Genomic DNA, 19,948 nt, shown 5'->3' with positions numbered 1-19,948 from the left:
CGTGGACGTGCGAATAGGTGGCCATGCGGTCGGCTGTTTCGAGCAGGACGGTTTCCGTCCGGATCGGTCGTGACTGTGGCGTAACAGGACCAGATTTTGACCGCGTCCGGGTCGCGGCCCGCCTGCTCGGCTACTACCCGGACCGTTTTCGACATTCGGCGGACTGTGTCGTCGCTGAAGAAGGGTGCAAACGACGACGTCCGCCGGCCAGTGCCAAGGTGAAGGGCCCGACGACGGTGATGGCGGGTGCGATGTGCTCGTCGAAATCCTGATTGAGTGACTGCCGGGTAGCTCCCCATCGGCCGTGCTAGTCGCGGATCGCCGCGCCCCGCCAGAGACGGCGCATGAGCGTGGCGAATGCCTCGAGTTGGGCAGTGGTGACCTGACGTGCATACGTGGGTGAATGCAGATCGGCCGTTGGCCTCATCGTGGCCTGGCCTGCTCTCCTATCTACTTCTGGGTAGCGGCGACGTGCTTGGCGAGTTCGTCCAGGGCAGCGCGATAGATGCCTGCGATTGCCTGGGCGAGGGCGGCATCGTCCTCCGCGGAGGCGGTCGCGAACTCCGCGTCCCAAATGACCTGAGCACCATCGGGATGGTCGTTGACAGCGAAGGTCGACCGGTACGAGCGCAGCGGCAGCGGGCCTGACACGTAGTCGTATGCGTACCGCCGTTGCTGGTCGTCGTGTTCGACGATGCGTTCGATTGCCTCGCCGCCACCGTCGGCGAAGGTGGCGTGCCGCAGGTCCCCACGCTGGGTCGACTTCTCGATCGCCGGAACCCAGTCCGCGACGTTGGCGGTGTCCCCACCAATTTTCCATACGCGATCCGGTTCAGCAGTGATGACTCGGGATTCGGTTATCTGCATGTCGTGTCCTCCGGGACAGTGTCGTCGTGGGTGATCAACAGTGCGGTCAGCCGGTCGACCGCCTCGGGTCCGACGCCGTTGTCGGCAAGCAGCGTCAAGACACCGCCGTACTGGTCGTCGAGGTTGTCGAGGAATCGTTCCATCGCGTCGGGCGGCGCGGTCCACACCTGCGGTGGGTACAGGTCGGCCGCGGCACCATAGGAGGCCATCTCGCGCAACCGGTGCATGGACGCGACCACGTCGTCGGCGGCGGTGGCGTAGTCGGCGACGATGTCCTCCCGCCGCACACCGATGGCGTCGAGAAGCAGTGCGACGGCCACACCGGTGCGGTCCTTACCGACGGTGCAGTGCACCAATACGGGCAGCACGCCTGGGTCGAGCAGCCGGGAGATCAGGGAGATGACACCGGCCGCGTCCTGTGCCAGGTAGGCGAGATACCTGGTAACCAAGGGGTCGTCGCCGGGCATCGGGGCCACCGCCGAGTCCGGGGAGACCGTGTCGTTGATGCTGAACGGGTGCGGAAGGTGGCGCACCCCGAGCTCGTCGAGCGGCCCGCGCCCTTCGACGGCGACTTCGTGCGGCAACCGCAGGTCGATGGTGGCGCGGATTCCGGTGTCCGTGATCAGCGCGCGGGCAGCGTCCGAGTCGAGGAATTGCGGGGTTCCACTGCGGTAGAGCAATCCGCGCCGGACCTGTCCTCCATCGTTGGTGCGCAAGCCTCCGACATCGCGGAATCCCAGGAGCCCCGTGTAGGAGGTGGTCATGCCTGGGCGGACAGGATTGTGACCACGCAGGCGTTACCGTCCATGCCGGCCGCGCCGCCGCCCATGGTCTCCACGAGACCGACGCGGTGCCGGTCGACCTGCCGGGCGCCGGCCTGGCCGCGGAGCTGCCATGCTATTTCGGCCAGCTGCGCCATCCCGGTCGCGCCCAGCGGGTGTCCGCGCGAGAGCAGGCCACCGCTCGGGTTGACCGGTTGCACACCGTCGCGGGTGGTGTGACCGGAGGGGGCGAGTTCGGCGCCCTTGCCGCGCGGGGCGATCCCGAGTGCCTCGAGGGTGAGGATCTCGCCGATGGTGAAGGCATCGTGCACCTCGAGCACATCGATCTCCTGTGGGCTGCGACCAGCCTGCGCGTAGGCCTTCTGAGCGGCGCGGGCAACGCTGGCGAATCCCCAAACATCCTCGCTGCGCTGGTCCCACAGGGCACCGGAGACCATGGCGGAGGCCTCGATCCGCAGATCGTCCGGGTTGCCTCGGTCACCACCGACAATGGCTGCTCCGGCGCCGTCGCTGGTCGGGCAGCACTGCAGGAAGGTCAGGGGGTCGGCGATCATGCGGGAGTCGAGCACTTCCTGAATCGTCGGCACTGTGTCCCGCAGTTGGGCGCGGGGATTATCCATGCCATTGCTCTTGTTCTTCACCGCGATGGCGGCGAGTTGTTCGGGGGTGACCCCGAACTCGCTCACATACCGCTGTGCCTGGAGGGCGTAGAGCCCGGGCAGGGGCAGTGACGACGCGCCTTCGGGGTCGGTTGCTTCGGGCACGATGGCTCCGGAGAACAGGGTGGACATTTGATCCACTCCGAGTACCAGGACGCACTTGAACCGGCCGAGCCGTACCGCTTCGACGGCCTCGTGGTAGGCGCTGGTGCCGCTGGCGCAGGCGTTCTCGATCGTCCACATCGGCACGGAGGAAATCCCGAGGCCGCGTTGGATGCGGGTGGCCACCCCGGGGGGACCGAAGACCGAGCCGACGATGATCGCGTCGATCGCGTCCGGTCGGATGTCGGCGTCGCGGACCGCTTCGGCCACCGCGGTCCAGGCGAGTGACTCGACCCGCTGGTCCGGGAACCGTCCGTAGGCGGAGGTTCCGACACCCCACAGCATCGCCTGCTCCATCACTGCTCCATTCTGGTGGCGACCAGGTCGCCGTCGTCTGTTCCGGTGATTTCGAGACGTGCACCGGGTTCGAGGACGGCCGGTTCGGCGAGGTGCACGAGCACCCGGGGGCCGTCGTCGAGATCGAGATACGCCAGCCCGAAGGGCGGCCGGCGGGTACCGACCGGGATAGCGACCACCGTGGAGGACCACACCTTGCCGGTGCGGGCGAACCGATCCGGTTCGGTGGCCTCGTAACACACCGGACACCACGGGAGCCCTTGCTGTGTGGTCGGGTACCGGCACACGGTGCAACGCGAGCCGAGCACGGCGTCGCCGTCGAGGACCGGCCGAGAGTCGGCGACCGGCAGGCCCCCGACCGCGGCCCCGGCCCGGCGTTTGGTGGGCCGGCCCACCCCCAGCTCGCTCATTAGTGATCCCCTTCCAGGGTGAGCGTGAAGTCGTCGGCCTCGATATGCAGGTAGGCACCCACCGAGGTTTCGACCAGTTCCCGGATGTAACGCATTTCCCTGCTCGTCGGCGCGAAATCACGGTGGCGTTGCGGGGTGGCGCGCATGATATCGATGTCGTTCTCGGGCACCAACAGTCGCAGAATCAGCTCGTCATCGCTGATCGATTCCCCGAACTTCTTGCGCAGCTCGCCGAGGGTGGGCTGCGGCGGCTCCCAGTTCTCGTAGGTCTTCGCCTTCGGAGAGCTCGTGATCTTGTCGAGGACGTTGGCATCGAGCGGGGCGACCGGCTTGCCGTAGAAGCCGTTCGCGTAGATCATCACCTCGTCCGGCACGACCGAGTACCGCGAGCCGGTCACCACGTTGAGCACCGCCTGCGTGCCGACCAGCTGCGAGAACGGGGTCGCCATCACCGGGTAGCCCAGTTCCTCACGTACCCGGGACATTTCGTCGAGGACCTCCTCGAAACGGTCCTCCATGCCACGGTCGCGCAGCTGCGCCTTGAAGGTGCCCGCCATCCCGCCGGGAAGCTGGTGACGGTACTGGAACAGGGAGTACTCGGCGGGCTGGCCGACCGGCAGATCCTCATATTCGGCGACGCGGAGCAGATGCTCTTCTACCGCGGCGAAGTGGGAGTCGTCGAGATCGACGTCGAAGCCGGCGTAGCGCAGGTTCGCCACGGTGTTCTCGGTGGAGGGCAGGGAAACCCCTGCAGCGAGTGGGCGGCTCGCGGTGTGCACGCGGTCGGCGCCGGCGAGGACGCCTTCGAGGTAGTTCACCGGAGCCAGGGCGTTGTTGCTGTGGAAGTGGATCTCCACGGGCAGGTCGCCGGCGGCGCCTTTGATGGCGGCGATCAGCGAGCGGGTGCGTTCGGGGGTGAGCAGTCCGGCCGCGTCCTCGATCTCGATACCGTCCGCGCCGAGCGCGGCGAGTTCGCGGGTGCGGGCAGCGTAGTACTCGTCGGTGTGGTGCGGGCTGTCGGCGTAGAGGATGCACGGCAGAGCTTTCGCGCCTTCGGCCTGCACGGTCTTGACCAGGCGGCCGATCTTGTCGATGTTGAACAGTCCGTCGTAGATCCAGAAACTGCCGATGCCGTGGGCGCACAGCCGCTGCACCCACAGGTCCATCACGCTGTCGGCGGTCAGCCCGAAGGTGACGATGCCGTTGCTGCGGGTGCCGGCGCGGACCGTGGTCTGCGGCATGGCCTTCGACAGGGAGATCAGCTGCTCCCAGGGGTCCTCTTTGCAGTGCCGCACGAGGACTTCGAAGATGGAGCTACCGACGAGGTCGATGGTGTGGAAGCCGGTGCGGTCGAGTTCGGCGGCCATGGGCAGGCCCATGTCCTTGCGCAGGCGCATGCCCCACCAGCTCTGCGGGCCGTCCCGCAGGGTCTGGTCCACGATGTCGATCTTGCGGCGGCTGCCGTCGGCGTTGCGGGGGGCGCAATCGAGGTAACTCATGAGATCTTCTCCAAATAGTCGGGTAGGCCCCGAGAGGCGATCCAGTCGGTGGTGACGGTTCCGGCCCGGAAGTCCGGATGGTCGAGGGCGGCGCGGGCGAAATCCGCGGTCGTGGGGACGCCGGAGACCCCCAGGTTTGCGAGCGCGGCCACCATCCGGTCGGCGGCGGTGTCCCGGTTCGGGCCGTGGGCCACGACCTTGGCCAGTAGGGAGTCGTAGTACGGGGTGACGACGTAGCCGGGTTCGCAGTGGCTGTCGACGCGGATACCCTCGCCCGTCGGTGGCTCCCACTGTTCGACGGTGCCGGGATTGGGGATGAATCCGCGGGCGGGGTCTTCGGTGGTGATGCGGACCTCGATGGCATGCCCGGTTACGTGGATGTCGTCCTGGGTGAGCCGCAGGGGTTCACCGGCCGCCGATCGCAGCTGTTCGGCGACGAGGTCGACCCCGGTGACCATCTCGGTGACCGGATGCTCGACCTGAATTCGTGCGTTGAATTCGAGGAAGGCGTACTCGTGGGTGTCGGCGTCGTAGATGAATTCGACGGTGCCGGCGCTGTCGAGACCCAGCGCCTCGGCGAAGGCGACGCCGCGTCGGCGCAGGTCCTGCCGAATTTGCTCCGGAAGGTTGGGCGCCGGTGATTCCTCGACCACCTTCTGGTGGCGGCGCTGCAGTGTGCAGTCCCGCTCTCCGAGGTGGATGACCGAGCCGTGTTTATCCCCGAGGACTTGCACCTCGATGTGCCGGGCGTTGCGGATGAACCGTTCGATGTAGGTGCGGCCGTCACCGAACGCCGACTGCGCCTCGGCCGCGGCCGGGGCCCATCGCGCCCGGAGTTCGGTCTCGTTCTCGACCACCGACATGCCGCGGCCCCCGCCGCCGGCAGCAGCTTTGACCAGTACCGGGTAGCCCAGTTCGGCAGCTGCGGTGACCGCCGCCTCGGTTGAGTCGAGCACCGGGGACCCGGACAGCACCGGAATTCCGGCCGAGCGTGCCAGCTCCCGTGCCCGCGCCTTGTCGCCGGCCTCGGCGACCGCCTCGGGACGGGGACCGATGAAAATCAGGCCCTCGGCGACACATGCGGCCGCGAACTCGGGATTTTCGGAGAGGAATCCGTATCCCGGGTGCACCGCATCGCATCCGGTGCCCAGTGCCGCGGCCAGCACCGCCGGGATCGACAGGTAGCTCTGCCCGGCGGGGGCGGGACCGATGCACACGGCGCGGTCGGCCATCCGGGCGGCGAGGCCGTTTCTGTCCACGGTGGAGGTCACGGCCACCGTCTCGATACCGAGCGCCTGGCAGGCCCGGATCACTCGCACGGCGATTTCCCCGCGGTTGGCGACCAGAACCCGTTGCAGCGGCGTTCTGGCGGGTGCCTCGGTGGTCAGGGTGGTCGGGCTAGCCATCGGTCGGCCTGATCAGGAACAGTGGCTGGTCGAATTCGACGAGTTCGGCGTTGTTCGCGCAGATTTGCACGATCTCGCCGCCCTGGGGTGCCACGACGGGGTTCATCAATTTCATCACCTCGACGATCGCGAGTTGTTGGCCTGCCTCGATGGTCTGGCCGACCTTCACGAACGGTGCCTCGCCGGGGCTCGGCGCCGTCCAGAACGCGCCGACCGTCGGAGATTTCACCTCGATGCAGCCTGTGGTGTCGGCGGCCGCAGCTGGGACCGGTGCCGCGGCGACGGGTGCCGCACCGCCGTTGCCGGCCGTGGCCTGTACCTCGGCGGGCACGGGTGTGGTCGGTGCTGCGGGGGCGGCGGGCGGTGTCGACGGCACCGTGGCCGCGGATGCTGTCGGGGCGGATGCTGTCGGGGCGGCGGTGGGTGTCGGTGCTGCCGGGGGGCCGTCCTTGCCAACGGTGATGCGCATGCCGTCCATTTCCAGCGTCATGGCGGCCCAACCGGAGTCGTGGAAGGTGCGCAGAATTTCCCGCACTTCGCGGTGGGTGATGCGCTCCGGTGTGCTCATGAGGTTCTCCTGTGGTGTGCGATGGCGGCGAGTAGCACCGGCAACCGGTGGGCGGTGACGATCGCATCTACTCCGGAGTCGAGGGCGGCGCGGACGCCGTCGGGGGCGCAGAATATCGCTCCGCGAACGGTTTTCGTTCCGGATGGAATGTCCGGAAGTTGCTCGCCGAGTTCCTCGGCGGGGAGCGTGTCGGCGTCGAAAACCGGTTCGACGGCGACATCGGTACCCACCTGCAGGGGCGTCGCGCCCTCGGCCCATTCGGTGAGACGGCGCAGGTCCTCGTCCCTACTCTCGTCGACCGCCGAGGTCGGCAGTTCGCCGGCGTAGACGCGGCCGGTGGTCGCGTCTACGGTGACGATACGACCGACCAAGCTTTCGACTGTTCCGGTGCCGCAACCGACGACACAGGGGGTATCGAGGGCGCGGCTGACGACGGCGGCGTGCGAGGTTGCACCACCCTGCTCGGTGACGACGGCAGCGGCCGCGATCATGCCGTGCACGTCGTCCGGGCTGGTCGATTTGCGGACCAGGATGCACCCCGGGTTCGCCTGCGCCGCTTCCGGGGTATCCACCACGACGCCCGTGGCAACACCGGGGCTGGCGGCCACTCCGGACACCAACACCTCGGCGGAATCTGCCGCACCGGCGGCGATTTCCGGCCGGAGCAGGGTGCGGATCTGATCTGCGGTGACCCGGGACAGGGCCTCGGCCGGTTCGATGACGCCCTCGTCGACGAGTTCGACCGCGATCCGCACTGCGGCGCGGGCGGTTCGCTTCGCCGGGCGAGACTGCAGCAGGAACAGCTCTCCGCTCTGGACGGTGAATTCGATGTCCTGGGCGTCTTTTCCTTCGCGGTCGAGGCGGTCGGCGGCCTCGAGCAGTTCGGTGTGCACGGTGGGCCAGCGCTCGTGCAGGTCGGTCAGTGGTTTCGGCGTGACACGGCCAGACACGACGTCCTCACCCTGGCCGCGCTGCAGGTACTCGCCGTAGGGTTCGCGGGTGCCGTCGACGGGGTTGCGGGTGAACAGCACCCCGGTGCCGGAGTCATCGTCGAGGTTGCCGAACACCATGGCCTGCACCGTGACCGCCGTACCGAGGTCGTCCGGGATGCCGTAGTGCTTGCGGTACGCGACCGCACGGCGGGACCGGCTGGACTGGAACACCGCGGCAACCGCGGCGCGCAACTGCTCCCACGGGTCGGCGGGCACCATTTCGTCGACGTCGCCGGCGATCGCGGCGCGCACCGACGCGGTGTCGGGCAGGTCCTCGAGGTCGTCAGTGCAACCGAGGACGAGGCGGCCGTAAAAGCCGGTGAAGCGGCGGTGTACCTCGGCCGCGAAGTCGGGGTCACCGCTTTCGGCTGCCAGCGCGGCCTCGACCGCGTCGTTGCAACCGAGATCGAGGATGGTGTCCATCATGCCGGGCATGCTGATCGCCGCGCCGGATCGCACCGACACCAGCAACGGGCGTTCCGTTCCACCGAAGGTGCGGCCGAGTTGCTTCTCCAGCATCCGGATTCCGGAGACGAGTTCGTCGGCCAGCCCGTCGGGCAGGCCACCTTCGGCGAAGTAGGCCGCGCAGGCCTCGGTGGTGACCACGAAGGCCGGCGGCACCCGCAGGCCCAGTGACCGCATCCGCCACAGGCTCCATGCCTTCCCGCCGACCAGGTCTCGGCTCGGCTCCGTGGCGGTCTCGTCGGGAATAACCAGCCAGCGGAAACTCGTCACGGTGCTCATTCGGGGCGCTCCCGTCCAGTCAGACGGAGGATGTGTTCGTGCATCTGGAACCACACGGTGTGGACGGAATCGACGCGGACGCCGCTGACGTAGTCGCTCTCGCCGCCTTCGGCGCGGATCAGTGCCGCGCCGATCCGATCGAGGAATCGATCGACCAACGGATCCCGGTGGGCGAGGGGTCGCAGGACCTTCTGCGTCTTCTCGTGCACGCGGCCGAGCTTGGCGATGATCTTGTTGTCGTAGTCGGCGTCGGCGTGGTCGTTGCTCACTCGGGTGCCGTCGACCTCGACGGTCTGCCAGTCGGTGGTCAGGGCGAGTACCTGCTTGTTCACGCCGGTCTCGAACGAGTCCATCGCCTCGGTGATGGCCGGATCCGAACGCAGGTCGGCGAAGGCACGCGGATACACGCCGTCGAGGACCGCACGGCCGGCGGGGGTGATCATGTAGTTGCCGCGCGCAGCCATGACCGCACCATCGGCGACGGCCTTCTCCAAGGCATCCTCGACATCGCCGATCGGGAGGGCGTTGATCTCCGCCAGTTGTTCGGCAGATCCGAGCTGACGCAGGGTCAGGGTGTGAACAGTGAGTTCATACGGGTCGAGCATGATGGGTCCTTTCAGTGTCGGGGTCATGCCCGCGCGGCGGCGACCATGCGGTCGCGCACCTCGCGGCGCAAGGATTTCCCGACCGGACTGGTGGGGATGTTCGGCCAAATCTCTAGGGAGCGGGGTCGTTTGAAACCGGCCAATCGGTCGGCGCAGAACTCGAGGATCTCGTCGGGCTCGGCGGCGGAGCGGGTGACGACAGCGGCGGCGACACGTTCACCCCACTTGTCGTCGGGCAGGCCCACGACCGCGGCCTCGATAACGGCGGGATGGGTCAGCAAGGCATCTTCGACCTCACGGGGGTAGACGTTGAAGCCGCCCGAAATGATGACGTCGTGCCGGCGGTCGAGCAGGTGCAGATAGCCGTCGTCGTCCCAGCGACCGATGTCGCCGGTGTGCAACCAGCCGTCCGGCTCGATCGTCTCGGCGGTCGCCTCGGGGCGGCGCCAGTAGCGGCTCATCGTGTGCGGTCCCCGGGTCAGGACCTCCCCGACCTCACCTGGCCCGAGGACGGTGCCGGCAGTGGACCGGACCTGGACTTCGACGAAGGTGTAGGGCTTGCCGGCGGAGGTGAGCCGGTCGGGGGTGTGCTCCCACGGCTGCAGGCAGGTGATCGCCAACGGTGCCTCCGCCTGACCGTAGAGTTGGGTGAACACCGGGCCGAGAATGTCGATTCCGCGTTGGAGCACGCTGGTGGCGATCGGGGCACCCCCATAGCACAGGCGCTCGAGCGCCAGGTCCGCAGCCGCGGTTGCCGTGTCCTCGAGCAGCATCGCGATCATCGTCGGCACCATGAACGTCGACGTGGCCCTGTACTTTTGCGCAGCCTTGAGGAAGGCGCCGGGCGAGAACTTCGACACGATCACGTTCGGCGCGCCCTTGACCAGGTGCGGCAGGAAGAACGCGCCGCTGCCGTGGGTGATCGGCGCGGCGTGCAGCATCACCGAATCCGGCCGCAGGTTAGGCAGCAGGTCGACCAGGAAGTTCGCGACTTCGGCGAGCTCGCTGCGCGTGGTCAGCACGACCGCTTTGGGCTTGCCGGTCGTGCCCCCGGTGTAGGCGAGGCGCAGCGGCGCATCCTGATCCCGCCGCACATCGCACGGGCCGTCCGGGGCGTCGGCGATGAGGTCAGGCAGCTGATCTGCGGTGATCATCACCTCGACGTGGGCAGGCGGATCCCCGGCATAGACCAGGGCACGCGCCTGTGAGTCCTCGACCTTGTAGGCGTGCTCATGGACGGTCTCGCGCACGTTCAACGGGACACGAACCAGGCCGGCCTTCGCGAGGGCGTAGTACACGACGACACCGTCGATGCCGTTCGGCATCAGGACTGCGACGCGGTCACCGGCATCGAGGCCGCGGGCCAGCAATGCGTGGCCCAGGCGGTCGGTGAGCGCGTCGAACTCGGCGAAGCTCACCACCCGGCCACCGTCGATCAAGGCGGGGGCGGAACCGAACTGCTTACCGGCGCGGCGGATCAGGTCACCGATCTGCATCGTCGCTCCCCTTCGCGGTATCGGTGGTGGGCAGATCGGCGCGGCGCAGCCCGGAACCGCGGCCTTCGAGGTTTCGGGAGCCGCGCTGGGTGAGGCGGTACAGCTCGTCCGCCTGCGCGGTGCCGTGGTTCCACTTCACCCATTCCTCGTCGAGGTACCGGTGGGTCCCGTCGAGTACGGCGGGGACAAATCCCTGCGCACGCCGGTTGTACTCGTCGATGTCGATCCGGCCGGCGCTGGTGGTCCACAGTCCGGACTTCTCGGGCAGGCTGGATGATCCGGAGAACTGATCGCCTGCGGTGGGTGCGTAATCGTCGTCGGTGAGCACCGAGTAAGGAATTCCGGTGAGCATGTTCTGGTTCATCCCGGAGTACCGCGCCATGGTGTATTCATTCGACTTCTGGTGTGGCAGGCTCAGCAGTCCCACCATCTCGCCCAGGTTGTCGCGACCGTATTCATCGTTCATCAACGGCTTGAACCGCTGCACCCGTTCGTCGATCTGGAACCAGTCGTCCTGCCGGTACGTTCCGGCGAGGTGCGCGAAGTCCTTGCCCACCGACGAGTAGACCAGGGCACCGGCGTCGATCATCTGCTCACGCGACCAGTTCGCGATCCTCTTCCACAGGTCGGTGGTTGCCTCGTTGAGGATCTCGCGGTACTGCTCCATGGTGTCGGCGAGGGTGTCTGCGTTGTCCATGCCGACCGGGATGTAGCCGTCGGTCAACGGATCGGAGGTGTACATTCCGACTGCTTCGATGTTCGCGGCGTTGTATCCGGGTTCGGCTTCGAAGGACGCCCAATCGTCCATGAGATGGAAGTTGGTGTCTTTGAACACGATTGGGATGGTCAGGTTGTTGAGCGGCAACTGGGTGGCGATCCCGTCCATCCAGGGGTAGTCACCCTCGGCGAGATCGAAGAAGTCGCGCATGATCATCTGCCGGTTGTTGCCGAAGTCGTAAGGTCCACTGTTGTGCAGACCGATTCGGCATTCGCAGTGTGCGAGGAACGCGAACTGGGACAGTTGGGCGACGAGTTTGGTGGCGGCGGTGTGCAGCCGGTCGCCGGGAACGACACCGTGTAGATCCGATTCGAATACCTGCAGCGTTCGTTCGGGCAGGAACTGGCTGCGGTCGCCGAACTCCTTGTTGGTCAGGTGACCGTCGTTGCGGTGGTACGCCAGATTGAACCGGCGGGAGAAATCGAGCACGTCGACCACATCGTCGACCGCGTCGGTCGGTCGCAGCAGGCCCCAGTTCATCAGCATTTCACGGCCGATGAGATAGAACGCGGGCATACCCCAGGCGGCGTTCACCGTGTCTACCTTCAGGCTGACCTCGCGGGCGCGGTCGCCGAGTTCCTCCGCCGGTGTCGCCGCGTCGATCTCGCGGAGCAGGGTCGGCAGCCGGTAGAAGCTGTTGAGGTAGCTCACCAGCATGTAGGGGTTCATCGGGAACAGCTTCGACTCCTGCACGGTGCGCGTGATGCACAGCCAGTATGTGGTGTCGGATAAATTCCGCAGGTAGTTGTTGGTTTCCAGTAGTGACCGGTAATTCAGGTTCGCCATGTCTCAGCCCTCGTTTTCGATCAGCCAGATCCGGGCATGCCCGGTGTCACCCGTTTCGTATGCGTCCGCTGCCGGGGGTGCAGCGGTGACTTCGAGCTCGACCATGTCGCCGTTCTTCAGGTCGTTGATCTTGCAGTTCATCAGGGTGGGGACGTCGTACTCGCGGGCGAGAATGCCCAGGTGCGAGCGCACGGTGCCGCCGAGGCAGATGACACCGGCGAACCCTTCGATGATCGGGGCGGTCAAGGTGCCGCCGGAGTCGTCGATCACTGCGATCGTGCCGGGAGGGATGCCGTCCGTGAGGAACTCCATGACCTGCTCGATGGTGGAGACCAACGCGACCGGTCCGCTGACCGTCTGAGACTTCTTGATGACGTTGTCACCGACGCCGACGTGACGGCGACCATCGGAGTCCAACCCGTCCGTGAAAGAACTCGCCGGGCGGTCTGCGCGCTTGTACTTGTCCGGTTCGGATTCGAGCGAGGCTGTCGCCGAGTATTCGAACCGGTACCCGGAGTCGAGGGTCTCCAGCTCGATGGCCCGGGCATCCTTCACGGAGAAGAGATCAAACTGACGTTCAAATACAATGTCTTTCCACTGCTCATCGGATGCCGCGAATCGTTGCGCTGCCAATGACCGCACTGCGGCGTTGAAGCGACCGGGCAATGGCAGCATTTCGGTCGATCCCCATTTCGGGGTCGTAACCACGGAGTCGGACATGTCACCTCGCTGATGTGTGTGGTGGCCGTTCGGCCACCGACGCGGGAATCTGGGCTCGAGCTGGGCCCTTACGCCTAGCTTCTTTTCCTTGTGAGGAAAATCTAGTTATGATCGTCACTGTGACCCAGTCCACGTTGGGGGACAGTTCCGAGGGTTCGTCGAAGACCACACGGTCCACTCCCCGCACTCGCTCCCCGCTCCGCGCCAACCTCCACCAGGCAGATTACGAACGCGCTTTCGATGTCCTAGAGGCGTGCGCTGACGCGGCCTGCCTTCCCGATTTCAAAGAACGCGCCGTAGACGCCCTCAGTGAGCATTTCGAGCTCCGTCACGTCTCGTTCTTCGCCGGCGCGACCTTTCACACCATCTTCGAGGACGCAGCTCCGTTGACGGCAGGAAAAACTGCCAAGATGCTTCCGGAATACCAAGACCGGTGGGCACGATACGACGTGTTCGGTACCCCCGCCGCGATGCGCCAGCTCGTCTCCAGCGGCTTGTCCTCACTGGACGAGTTGCAATCCATGGGTCATTTGCCCGCAGGCGCTGACGCGTACGTCAGGTATTTTCTGTCGTCGACGTGGCGGATGAACACCGCTGCGGCGCTGCGCTTGGAGCTGAACTCGGGGCACACCGCCCTGCTGGGGATGTTCGATCCGGAACCGGGCAAGATTGGCCCTTCTGAAGCAGCCACATTACGACTGCTCAGCAAGCAGATGTCGGCGATGGCCCGCGGCTTGCCGGCGTCGAGGCCGCAGGCAGCGCTCACGCGACTTTCCGCGCGGCAGCGGCAGGTTGTCCAGCTCGTCGCGGACGGCTTGTCGAACGCGCAGATCGCCGAGATCCTCTCCCTCGCTGAGGACAGCGTGAAGAAGTATGTCACCCGTATTTTGACGACTACCGGGTGCCAGTCGCGGATGGAACTGGCGCTGCTCGCCCGAGCTCAGCGGATATAGGTAAAGGGGCCGCGGACAATTCGTCCGCGGCCCCGTCACGCTCCGGTCAGAGGAAGGACGATTCCTTCGTCAGTCCGTAGCGAGGATGTTCACCGATCACCATCGACTCGAAAATGCCGTAACCCACAGCATCGCCTTCGCGGCAGCGGATTACGCAGTCCCGCAACTGGTGCACCTCCCGAGCGGTGTTCGCCTCGGACACATCGTCGTAACGCTCACCGTCCAGATGCTCTGCCCCATGCCACTGTCCGTGCCGCTGGCCCTTGAAACCGAAATACAGCCCAGTACCGAGGTGGAACCCGGTGTCGCTGACCGGTTCGATCTCGATCGTGCGGGTCTCGCCCCACCCCGCGTCGAAGGTCAGCGTGCCGCCGAGCAGTCGCCGATTGTCGGGATCGTACTTCAACTCGTCCCGCAGTCCCTGCAGCGGACGTTGGGTGCCGTCGGGAAGGTTCTCGAAACCTGAGAAGTAGGTCACCGCACCGTCGACCCACTGCAGGTAGTGGTGGATCTCGTAGCTGGTCCCGTCTGGCCGCTGCAGCCACATCGGGCTCCAGGTGAGAAGGAAGTTGCTATCGAGTCGTTGGTGCTTGAAGACGTCCGGTGCGGGTTCGCCGACATCCATCCGGACTCCCCACGAGTGGTCGCGGAAGCCAAACCATTCCTCGTCGCGTACCTCGATCCGCTTGCCGTCGATCCAAATCTCACCGCTCACGGTCGACGCCTGATGGTACCGCAGCAGGTCGGACTGGACCCGGAATCCCTGCGGTTCGCGCTGGGAGTCCTTCTGCTCTAGGAATGGTGGCAGAACACCGGTGATGGTGAGGTCGAAGCGGATCGGGACGATATCGTTCTCCTGCAGAACGAATCGGACCTTGCGCAACGGTTCGAGGACCTCGTAGTCGAGGGGGCCGACCCCGACCCGTTCCGGATCGGCATCGAGTTGCCGGCTCGCACGGACCGTGAGCTGTTCTTTGCCCCTGGAGATTCCGGCGAACATGTCGATGACGTTCCGGTTGTGGTACTTGCCGATGCCCACGTCCAATTGGATGGAGCCGTCCCGGGCGAACAGTGATCCCCACAGCTTCTCGGTCCAGGCAATATCGGCCTGACTGATCGTCGCGAACGTTTCGGGGGTCTGGTGGTATAACAGCTCGTCGGCGGGAACGAGTTTCTGCATTGATTGGCGCACGGCGGCGCCTCCTTTCAGGGGGACTAGCGAAGCGGTGAGAACGAGCCGGGGAGATCGTTGGCGACGAGGGCGTTGCCGAAGATCGCAGCGGCCCGATCGTCGTCGTCGAATGGGTCCGGATAGAGCGCGAGGGTATTAGGGGACATCGACCAGTCGATCTGGTCGGTGACACCGGCGTACGCCGCGAACGGCCGCAACCCCGAGGTGTACATGGTAGTGGCGGCCATGATTCGCTCGGTCCGGTTCATCGCCGCGAACCGCTGATACAGCTTCATGTGGCACCGGCTGAGCTCGGCCGCGACGCTCGACCACTGCGCCGGTGGAATCAGTTCGCGAGTGCCGTCGGTGCGATATCCGTAGACCGCGGCTTCTGTGACCGACCCGAGTAATTGTTCGGGTTCGGTGAACGTGGTCCCCCAGTCGTTGATTTCGAATTCGGTGAACGCCGAGCGGTCGAAGGTCAAGGCCATGGTCAGTCCGGTGTAGGGCGGATCGAGATCTTCCGCCCACGGGTACGCCAAGGAACTGGGTGCAAGCGAGAGATAGTCACGCACGATTGTCTGCTGGCTGCCAACGGGACGCGGATAGGGACCGGAGTCGCAGATGCCGACCCGTGAGTCGCAGAAGTAGAGGAAGGAGTATCCCGAGACGGTCGCGTTGAGCCTCTTCAGGCCCTTTGCCGTGATCGGGTCCAGTCTCGTTGCTCCGCTGGTCAGGTCGTCGACGACGTCCGTAGGCAGGTAACGGTTGGTGAAGCCTGCGTCCTTGTAATCGAGCGTTCCGTCTCCGCGGTGGGCGAGGGAAAGCCTACGCCAGAAGTCGACGACCGTACGGACGTCCTCGAGGCGCTCATCCGGGGCCAGCTTGCCCATCTGAATCAAACATTCGCGCCCGCACAGGTAGTGGTAACCGATCATCCAAATCCATAAAGGGCTGATTTTGTTCGGACCTTCGCGGAGGCGCCGACCCAACTCCTCGGCCGGCATCGCGTCGTCAATCACCCGTACTCGATCGGCGTAACTGTGGAAGTCTTCGATGACCGACAAAGACATGTAGGGCAGCATGGGAAAGAGTTCGGAAGTAAAGCCCGACCGACGCGTGATCTCGGGTTTGAAAGCCCTTCCCATGTGCTGCACCAGGTCGTTGAGCCGTTCGTCGGTCAGATCCTCCGCAATGAGCTGATCGAGAATCTCCGCGGAAATCTCGAGGTTGAAGTCCTTGACTGCGATCTCGTCGCCGACACGGCGGATGTATTCCCACCAGTTCTCGCTGACGCTTGCCGTGGACGGCGTCTGTTCGTGACTGGTCGTTTCCTGGGCGACCACCCCTGCTCCGTCCGCGATGCGCAGGCTGATCGTTGTGCCGTCCGGAATGTCGCCCGGCAATTCGGCGCCCACGAGACACGGAACCTCGAACTCGCGGGACACGATCGCCAAATGCGATCGGAGCGTGCCGTCGAGGCAGACAATGCCGCCCAGTCGTCCGAGGATGGGTGACAGGAACGTGGTTCCTCCCGAGGCGACCAACGCAATCGTCGATTCGAGGTCACTGTCGAGGGATGCAATCACGTCATCCGGGGACCGGAAATACCGCAGCGTGCCGGTGACCGGAGCAAAGGAATAGGACGGAACGCCCTTGCCGAGAACGGACATGTTCACTCTCCCAACGGTCGGAAACAGCCGTCGCGGTCTCCCGGCACGAAGACACCGCCGATCAGTTGCAGTGCGAGTGCCGGATCACTGAATTTTTCGAAAGATTCGGCGATCCGGGGTGTAATGGACCAATCGATTTCGTCGTAGCAGCCGGCCAGGCGAGCCCACGCCTTGAGTTTCCATGCGTACATCTCAGTGGCATAGAGATTGCGTTCCTCGGGGTCGGTCTCGGCCAAGCGTTGATACAGCGCTCGGTGCGCCTTCCGGATCGACTTGGTGGCTTCTTCGACCTCGTCGGTACCCAGCGGACGGAGCGTGCCGTCGTCGGTGCAGAACACCCGGGTGTCGATGATGTCGGCCTGATAGTCGCTCGGCGTGAACCAGGCGGTACCCCAGACATTGTTGTCCATTTTCACGGTGGCCGGCAGCCGGTACGCGATGACGAAGTGATGGTACGGCAGCGTTTCGCGAATACCGTCGACCCACGGGAAGTCGCCGTCCCCGTCCGTGCAGGTCTCGCGCAGGGCCAGGAAACTGCCGTCCTCTAGCTGATACGGTCCGGTGTCACAGACCGCGGTCCGTGCATCGCAGTTTTCGAGGAAGGCGTATCCCGTCAGCCGTGCACCGAACTTGCGGATCCCGGCCTTGACGGCGTCGTCGGCCGGAATAAGGTTCGCGCGAATTTCGGCCAGCAGAACGTCATCGATGACGTGCGAGCTGTTGGCGGGCTCGGCATCCATGTTGAACAGCACGTTGTCGGTGCGCATCGCAATGGTGGCCTCACGCCAGAATCGGAGGACCTCCAACTGATCGGCGAGACCGTCCGACAAGCTGTTTTCACCGAGGTCGACGAACAGTTCGCGGCCGGTGAGATAGTGCAGTGGGGTAGCCGCGAGGTTGATGAAGCTGCGCTTGTTGCCGATGGGCAGGGCCTTGCGCACGAGTTCGGTGGGCGTGGCGTGCTGCAGGATGGTGCGGAGGCGTTCCGGCACACGAAGGTAGTCCTCCATCATCGACATCAAGATGTAGGTGTTCATCCCGAACAGTTCCGACTCGAATACCGTCCGCGCCGACAATTCGGACTTGTAGGCCGCACCGGCAGCATGCACCAGCCAGTTCCACTCGTCGAGCGTCGGCTCGTAGTCCGGGTCTGTGTAGAGCGCCTTCAGATTCGCGGACGCTGCGAGTTGCGCTGTCATACCGTCACCGCCCCTGCGGCGACGGCAACCCGCGCTGCCTCGGCGTCGGAGAGGTCGAGAACGACGGTGTCACCGTCGGTGACTGTTCCGGTCAGTTCGGCGGCGAGCACACAGGGCACGTCGGATTCCCGGCACAAGATCGCCAGGTGCGATTCGCGGCTACCTGCCGTGCAGACGATCGCCCGCAGGTCGGGCAGAATCGGTGACAGGAAAGTCATTCCGCCTTTGCTGACAAATGCGATGGTGTCCTCGAGATCGTCGTCGTCGATCGACAGAACGTCGGACGTGTCGTTGAACCAGCGGGCGGTTCCTCGCACCTGACTTGTGGTGAAGAGATTGACTCCGGTCCCGACCTCGTTCAGATTTTCGCTCATCACTGCTCCGTTTCGCGCGCGGGGGCGTGGATTGGCTCGAAAGCGCCTATCAGCGCTGGTTGAAGGCTACGAACTCATTGCTTTGTGACCCAGTCCACTTAGGGGGACAGTATTGATCTGCGTCACATTTACGGCTTGTCCCGGTTTCTGTCGAACACCCGGACACGGCCAGCCGTCCGCCGCGACGCACACATTTCGCCGAGTGTGCTTTCACGTCGATAAACGAAACTGATCGCGGAGCGTCCGTTTGAGGATCTTTCCGCTGGGGTTCTTCGGCAGCGACTCGGCCAGCAGCACGTACTTGGGGACTTTGTAGCCGGCGAGCCGGCCACGGCAGTGTGCCACGATGTCCTGCTCGTCGAGTTCGACGCCGGCGGACGGGACCACGACGGCGGCGACTGCCTCGATCCACCGCGGGTGCGGCACCGCGAACACTGCAGCCTCACCGACGCCGTCGAATTCGTAGAGCGTCTCCTCGACCTCACGGGTGGATACATTCTCCCCGCCGGTCTTGATCATGTCCTTCTTGCGGTCGACCACCCACAGGTACCCGTCGTCGTCGAGGTAACCGAGGTCGCCGGAGTGGAACCAGCCGCCGGCGAATGCTTCCGCTGTCTTCTCGGGTTGCCCGAGGTAGCCGACCGCGGCGTGCGGGCTGCGGTGCACGATCTCGCCGACCTCGCCCGCCGGCAACGGCAGATCCCGGTCGTCCACGATACGTGTCTCCACGTTGAGGGCGGGTTTGCCCGCCGAACCACCACGCGTCTCTTGATCTTCCGGCCCGAGAGCTGTCGCGAGGGACGCCATTTCCGTCTGCCCGTAGAAGTTCCACAGTCGGATCCCGGGCAGTCGACGGTTCATCTCACGCAGAATCTCCACCGGTAGTGGTGACGCCCCGTAGTAGCCCTTGCGCAGCGAGCGCAGATCGGTGCCGTCGAAGTCGGGCGACTGCAGCAGCGCAATCCACACCGTCGGCGGGCAGAACAGGTTGGTCACCTTCTCCGCCTCGATGGTGCGGAGCAATACCCGTGGGTCGGGCCCGTCGACGATGATGCTCGTCGCGCCGAGATAGATGTCGGTGCTGAGAAAGTTGTCGAGCTGAGCGCAGTGGTACAGCGGCAGCGCGTGCACCTCCACGTCGTCGCTGCTCATGCCTCCGGTGACGATGCAGCTGATGTACTGCCACATCAGCGACCGGTTGGTGAGCATCACACCCTTGGGCCGGGATTCGGTTCCGGAGGTGTACATGATGCGGACCACGTCGTCGTCCGCCCCGAATACATCGGGTGGCGAACCGAATTCGCCTTCCGCCCAGTCCGTCATCGAACGCCAGCCATCGGGTGTGACCGTGTCGCCGAGCGGGATCGTCGCCCGCAACCGGACGCTTCCCTTCGACTCCGCGAGTGCCTGCTCGGCGACGGGCACCAAGGCGTCCTCGACGACGAACACGTCTGCTTCGCAGTCGTCGAGGATGTAGGCCACCTCGCTACCTGTGAGCATGAAGTTGATCGGTACCAGGATGACGCCGAGCCGGGCGGTCGCGAAGTTCAGCACCGGGAACTGCCAGCAATTGTGCATGAACAACGCGAGCCGATCGCCAGACCGTAACCCCTCCGCGTGCAATGCTGCCGCGACCCGATCGATCACGGCATCGAATTCGGCGAACGTGAGTCGCACGTCGCGGTGCACGATTGCAAGCTTGTCCGGGAAACGCGCTGCCGAACGGCGAGGGAGGTCGCCGAGTGTCTGTTGCCTGGTGGTGGCCACGAGAGTGTGCATCGTCGACGCGGGAATCATCTGTTGCCTA

18 protein-coding genes are annotated in these 19,948 nt (G+C 65.2%); 1 reads left to right on the top strand and 17 read right to left on the bottom strand.

The genetic code is table 11. The annotated features are described in order from the left end of the window. Positions 1 to 450 precede the first annotated feature (450 nt). Genes CBI38_RS33635 through CBI38_RS33580 form a run of 12 tightly spaced genes read right to left on the bottom strand, consistent with a single transcriptional unit; the run spans position 451 to position 12,606 of the window. Positions 451 to 867, bottom strand: coding sequence for an SRPBCC family protein (locus CBI38_RS33635; protein WP_109335798.1), 417 nt, complete (start codon positions 865 to 867; stop codon positions 451 to 453). Continuing rightward, positions 858 to 1,631, bottom strand: a complete 774-nt coding sequence (locus tag CBI38_RS33630) for a tyrosine-protein phosphatase (protein WP_109335797.1) — start codon at positions 1,629 to 1,631, stop codon at positions 858 to 860. Before CBI38_RS33630 ends, CBI38_RS33635 begins: the two co-directional genes overlap by 10 nt. Continuing rightward, positions 1,628 to 2,767 (bottom strand): thiolase family protein, encoded by a 1,140-nt coding sequence (locus CBI38_RS33625; protein WP_109335796.1) that lies wholly within the window; start codon positions 2,765 to 2,767, stop codon positions 1,628 to 1,630. The genes CBI38_RS33630 and CBI38_RS33625 overlap by 4 nt, the downstream gene beginning before the upstream one ends. Continuing rightward, complete coding sequence (locus tag CBI38_RS33620; protein ID WP_109335795.1) at positions 2,767 to 3,177, bottom strand: Zn-ribbon domain-containing OB-fold protein; 411 nt, start codon at positions 3,175 to 3,177, stop codon at positions 2,767 to 2,769. The genes CBI38_RS33625 and CBI38_RS33620 overlap by 1 nt, the downstream gene beginning before the upstream one ends. Next, positions 3,177 to 4,676 (bottom strand): carboxyltransferase, encoded by a 1,500-nt coding sequence (locus CBI38_RS33615; RefSeq protein WP_109335794.1) that lies wholly within the window; start codon positions 4,674 to 4,676, stop codon positions 3,177 to 3,179. The genes CBI38_RS33620 and CBI38_RS33615 overlap by 1 nt, the downstream gene beginning before the upstream one ends. After that, positions 4,673 to 6,082, bottom strand: a complete 1,410-nt coding sequence (locus CBI38_RS33610) for an acetyl-CoA carboxylase biotin carboxylase subunit (RefSeq protein WP_109335793.1) — start codon at positions 6,080 to 6,082, stop codon at positions 4,673 to 4,675. Before CBI38_RS33610 ends, CBI38_RS33615 begins: the two co-directional genes overlap by 4 nt. After that, positions 6,075 to 6,650 (bottom strand): acetyl-CoA carboxylase biotin carboxyl carrier protein, encoded by a 576-nt coding sequence (locus CBI38_RS33605; RefSeq protein ID WP_109335792.1) that lies wholly within the window; start codon positions 6,648 to 6,650, stop codon positions 6,075 to 6,077. Before CBI38_RS33605 ends, CBI38_RS33610 begins: the two co-directional genes overlap by 8 nt. Further along, the gene (locus tag CBI38_RS33600) at positions 6,647 to 8,386 is read right to left on the bottom strand and encodes a pyruvate, phosphate dikinase (RefSeq protein WP_109335791.1); all 1,740 of its coding nucleotides are present in this window, start codon (positions 8,384 to 8,386) and stop codon (positions 6,647 to 6,649) included. The genes CBI38_RS33605 and CBI38_RS33600 overlap by 4 nt, the downstream gene beginning before the upstream one ends. After that, complete coding sequence (locus tag CBI38_RS33595) at positions 8,383 to 8,991, bottom strand: hypothetical protein (protein ID WP_109335790.1); 609 nt, start codon at positions 8,989 to 8,991, stop codon at positions 8,383 to 8,385. Before CBI38_RS33595 ends, CBI38_RS33600 begins: the two co-directional genes overlap by 4 nt. 23 nt (positions 8,992 to 9,014) lie before the next feature. After that, positions 9,015 to 10,487 (bottom strand): class I adenylate-forming enzyme family protein, encoded by a 1,473-nt coding sequence (locus CBI38_RS33590; protein WP_109335789.1) that lies wholly within the window; start codon positions 10,485 to 10,487, stop codon positions 9,015 to 9,017. Next, positions 10,474 to 12,051, bottom strand: coding sequence for a hypothetical protein (locus CBI38_RS33585; RefSeq protein ID WP_109335788.1), 1,578 nt, complete (start codon positions 12,049 to 12,051; stop codon positions 10,474 to 10,476). The genes CBI38_RS33590 and CBI38_RS33585 overlap by 14 nt, the downstream gene beginning before the upstream one ends. A gap of 3 nt (positions 12,052 to 12,054) precedes the next feature. Then, entirely contained in the window at positions 12,055 to 12,606 is a 552-nt protein-coding gene (locus tag CBI38_RS33580) for a PEP-utilizing enzyme (RefSeq protein ID WP_109336118.1), read from the bottom strand. Between the two features lie 272 nt (positions 12,607 to 12,878). Here CBI38_RS33580 and CBI38_RS33575 point away from each other — a divergent pair, with 272 nt between their 5' ends. Next, complete coding sequence (locus CBI38_RS33575) at positions 12,879 to 13,724, top strand: helix-turn-helix transcriptional regulator (RefSeq protein ID WP_109335787.1); 846 nt, start codon at positions 12,879 to 12,881, stop codon at positions 13,722 to 13,724. 46 nt (positions 13,725 to 13,770) lie between these two features. Here CBI38_RS33575 and CBI38_RS33570 read toward each other — a convergent pair whose 3' ends face one another. From CBI38_RS33570 to CBI38_RS33550, 5 genes are all read right to left on the bottom strand, one after another. After that, complete coding sequence (locus CBI38_RS33570) at positions 13,771 to 14,916, bottom strand: Rv3169 family protein (protein ID WP_230990313.1); 1,146 nt, start codon at positions 14,914 to 14,916, stop codon at positions 13,771 to 13,773. Between the two features lie 23 nt (positions 14,917 to 14,939). Then, entirely contained in the window at positions 14,940 to 16,568 is a 1,629-nt protein-coding gene (locus CBI38_RS33565; protein ID WP_204165014.1) for a PEP-utilizing enzyme, read from the bottom strand. A gap of 2 nt (positions 16,569 to 16,570) precedes the next feature. Beyond that, positions 16,571 to 17,767: a hypothetical protein gene (locus CBI38_RS33560; RefSeq protein ID WP_109335784.1), complete on the bottom strand. Its 1,197-nt coding sequence runs from the start codon at positions 17,765 to 17,767 to the stop codon at positions 16,571 to 16,573. Then, entirely contained in the window at positions 17,764 to 18,141 is a 378-nt protein-coding gene (locus CBI38_RS33555; RefSeq protein ID WP_109335783.1) for a PEP-utilizing enzyme, read from the bottom strand. Before CBI38_RS33555 ends, CBI38_RS33560 begins: the two co-directional genes overlap by 4 nt. A 210-nt stretch (positions 18,142 to 18,351) precedes the next feature. Next, positions 18,352 to 19,938 (bottom strand): acyl-CoA synthetase, encoded by a 1,587-nt coding sequence (locus CBI38_RS33550; protein WP_230990312.1) that lies wholly within the window; start codon positions 19,936 to 19,938, stop codon positions 18,352 to 18,354. Positions 19,939 to 19,948: the final 10 nt, after the last annotated feature.

The sequence above is a fragment of the Rhodococcus oxybenzonivorans genome (assembly GCF_003130705.1).
In the GTDB taxonomy this organism is placed as follows: Bacteria; Actinomycetota; Actinomycetes; order Mycobacteriales; family Mycobacteriaceae; genus Rhodococcus_F; species Rhodococcus_F oxybenzonivorans.
This window is presented reverse-complemented; position numbering and strand designations above follow the sequence as displayed.

Bases quoted from the DNA above. Each gene is read 5' to 3' on its own strand.
- CBI38_RS33635 (WP_109335798.1), bottom strand. From the start codon at position 867: ATGCAGATAACCGAATCCCGAGTCATCACTGCTGAACCGGATCGCGTA.
- CBI38_RS33620 (WP_109335795.1), bottom strand. From the start codon at position 3,177: ATGAGCGAGCTGGGGGTGGGCCGGCCCACCAAACGCCGGGCCGGGGCC.
- CBI38_RS33605 (WP_109335792.1), bottom strand. From the start codon at position 6,650: ATGAGCACACCGGAGCGCATCACCCACCGCGAAGTGCGGGAAATTCTG.
- CBI38_RS33600 (WP_109335791.1), bottom strand. From the start codon at position 8,386: ATGAGCACCGTGACGAGTTTCCGCTGGCTGGTTATTCCCGACGAGACC.
- CBI38_RS33585 (WP_109335788.1), bottom strand. From the start codon at position 12,051: ATGGCGAACCTGAATTACCGGTCACTACTGGAAACCAACAACTACCTG.
- CBI38_RS33560 (WP_109335784.1), bottom strand. From the start codon at position 17,767: ATGACAGCGCAACTCGCAGCGTCCGCGAATCTGAAGGCGCTCTACACA.
- CBI38_RS33565 (WP_204165014.1), bottom strand. From the start codon at position 16,568: ATGTCCGTTCTCGGCAAGGGCGTTCCGTCCTATTCCTTTGCTCCGGTC.
- CBI38_RS33590 (WP_109335789.1), bottom strand. From the start codon at position 10,487: ATGCAGATCGGTGACCTGATCCGCCGCGCCGGTAAGCAGTTCGGTTCC.
- CBI38_RS33595 (WP_109335790.1), bottom strand. From the start codon at position 8,991: ATGCTCGACCCGTATGAACTCACTGTTCACACCCTGACCCTGCGTCAG.
- CBI38_RS33630 (WP_109335797.1), bottom strand. From the start codon at position 1,631: ATGACCACCTCCTACACGGGGCTCCTGGGATTCCGCGATGTCGGAGGC.
- CBI38_RS33550 (WP_230990312.1), bottom strand. From the start codon at position 19,938: ATGATTCCCGCGTCGACGATGCACACTCTCGTGGCCACCACCAGGCAA.
- CBI38_RS33615 (WP_109335794.1), bottom strand. From the start codon at position 4,676: ATGAGTTACCTCGATTGCGCCCCCCGCAACGCCGACGGCAGCCGCCGC.
- CBI38_RS33610 (WP_109335793.1), bottom strand. From the start codon at position 6,082: ATGGCTAGCCCGACCACCCTGACCACCGAGGCACCCGCCAGAACGCCG.
- CBI38_RS33575 (WP_109335787.1), top strand. From the start codon at position 12,879: ATGATCGTCACTGTGACCCAGTCCACGTTGGGGGACAGTTCCGAGGGT.
- CBI38_RS33625 (WP_109335796.1), bottom strand. From the start codon at position 2,767: ATGGAGCAGGCGATGCTGTGGGGTGTCGGAACCTCCGCCTACGGACGG.
- CBI38_RS33555 (WP_109335783.1), bottom strand. From the start codon at position 18,141: ATGAGCGAAAATCTGAACGAGGTCGGGACCGGAGTCAATCTCTTCACC.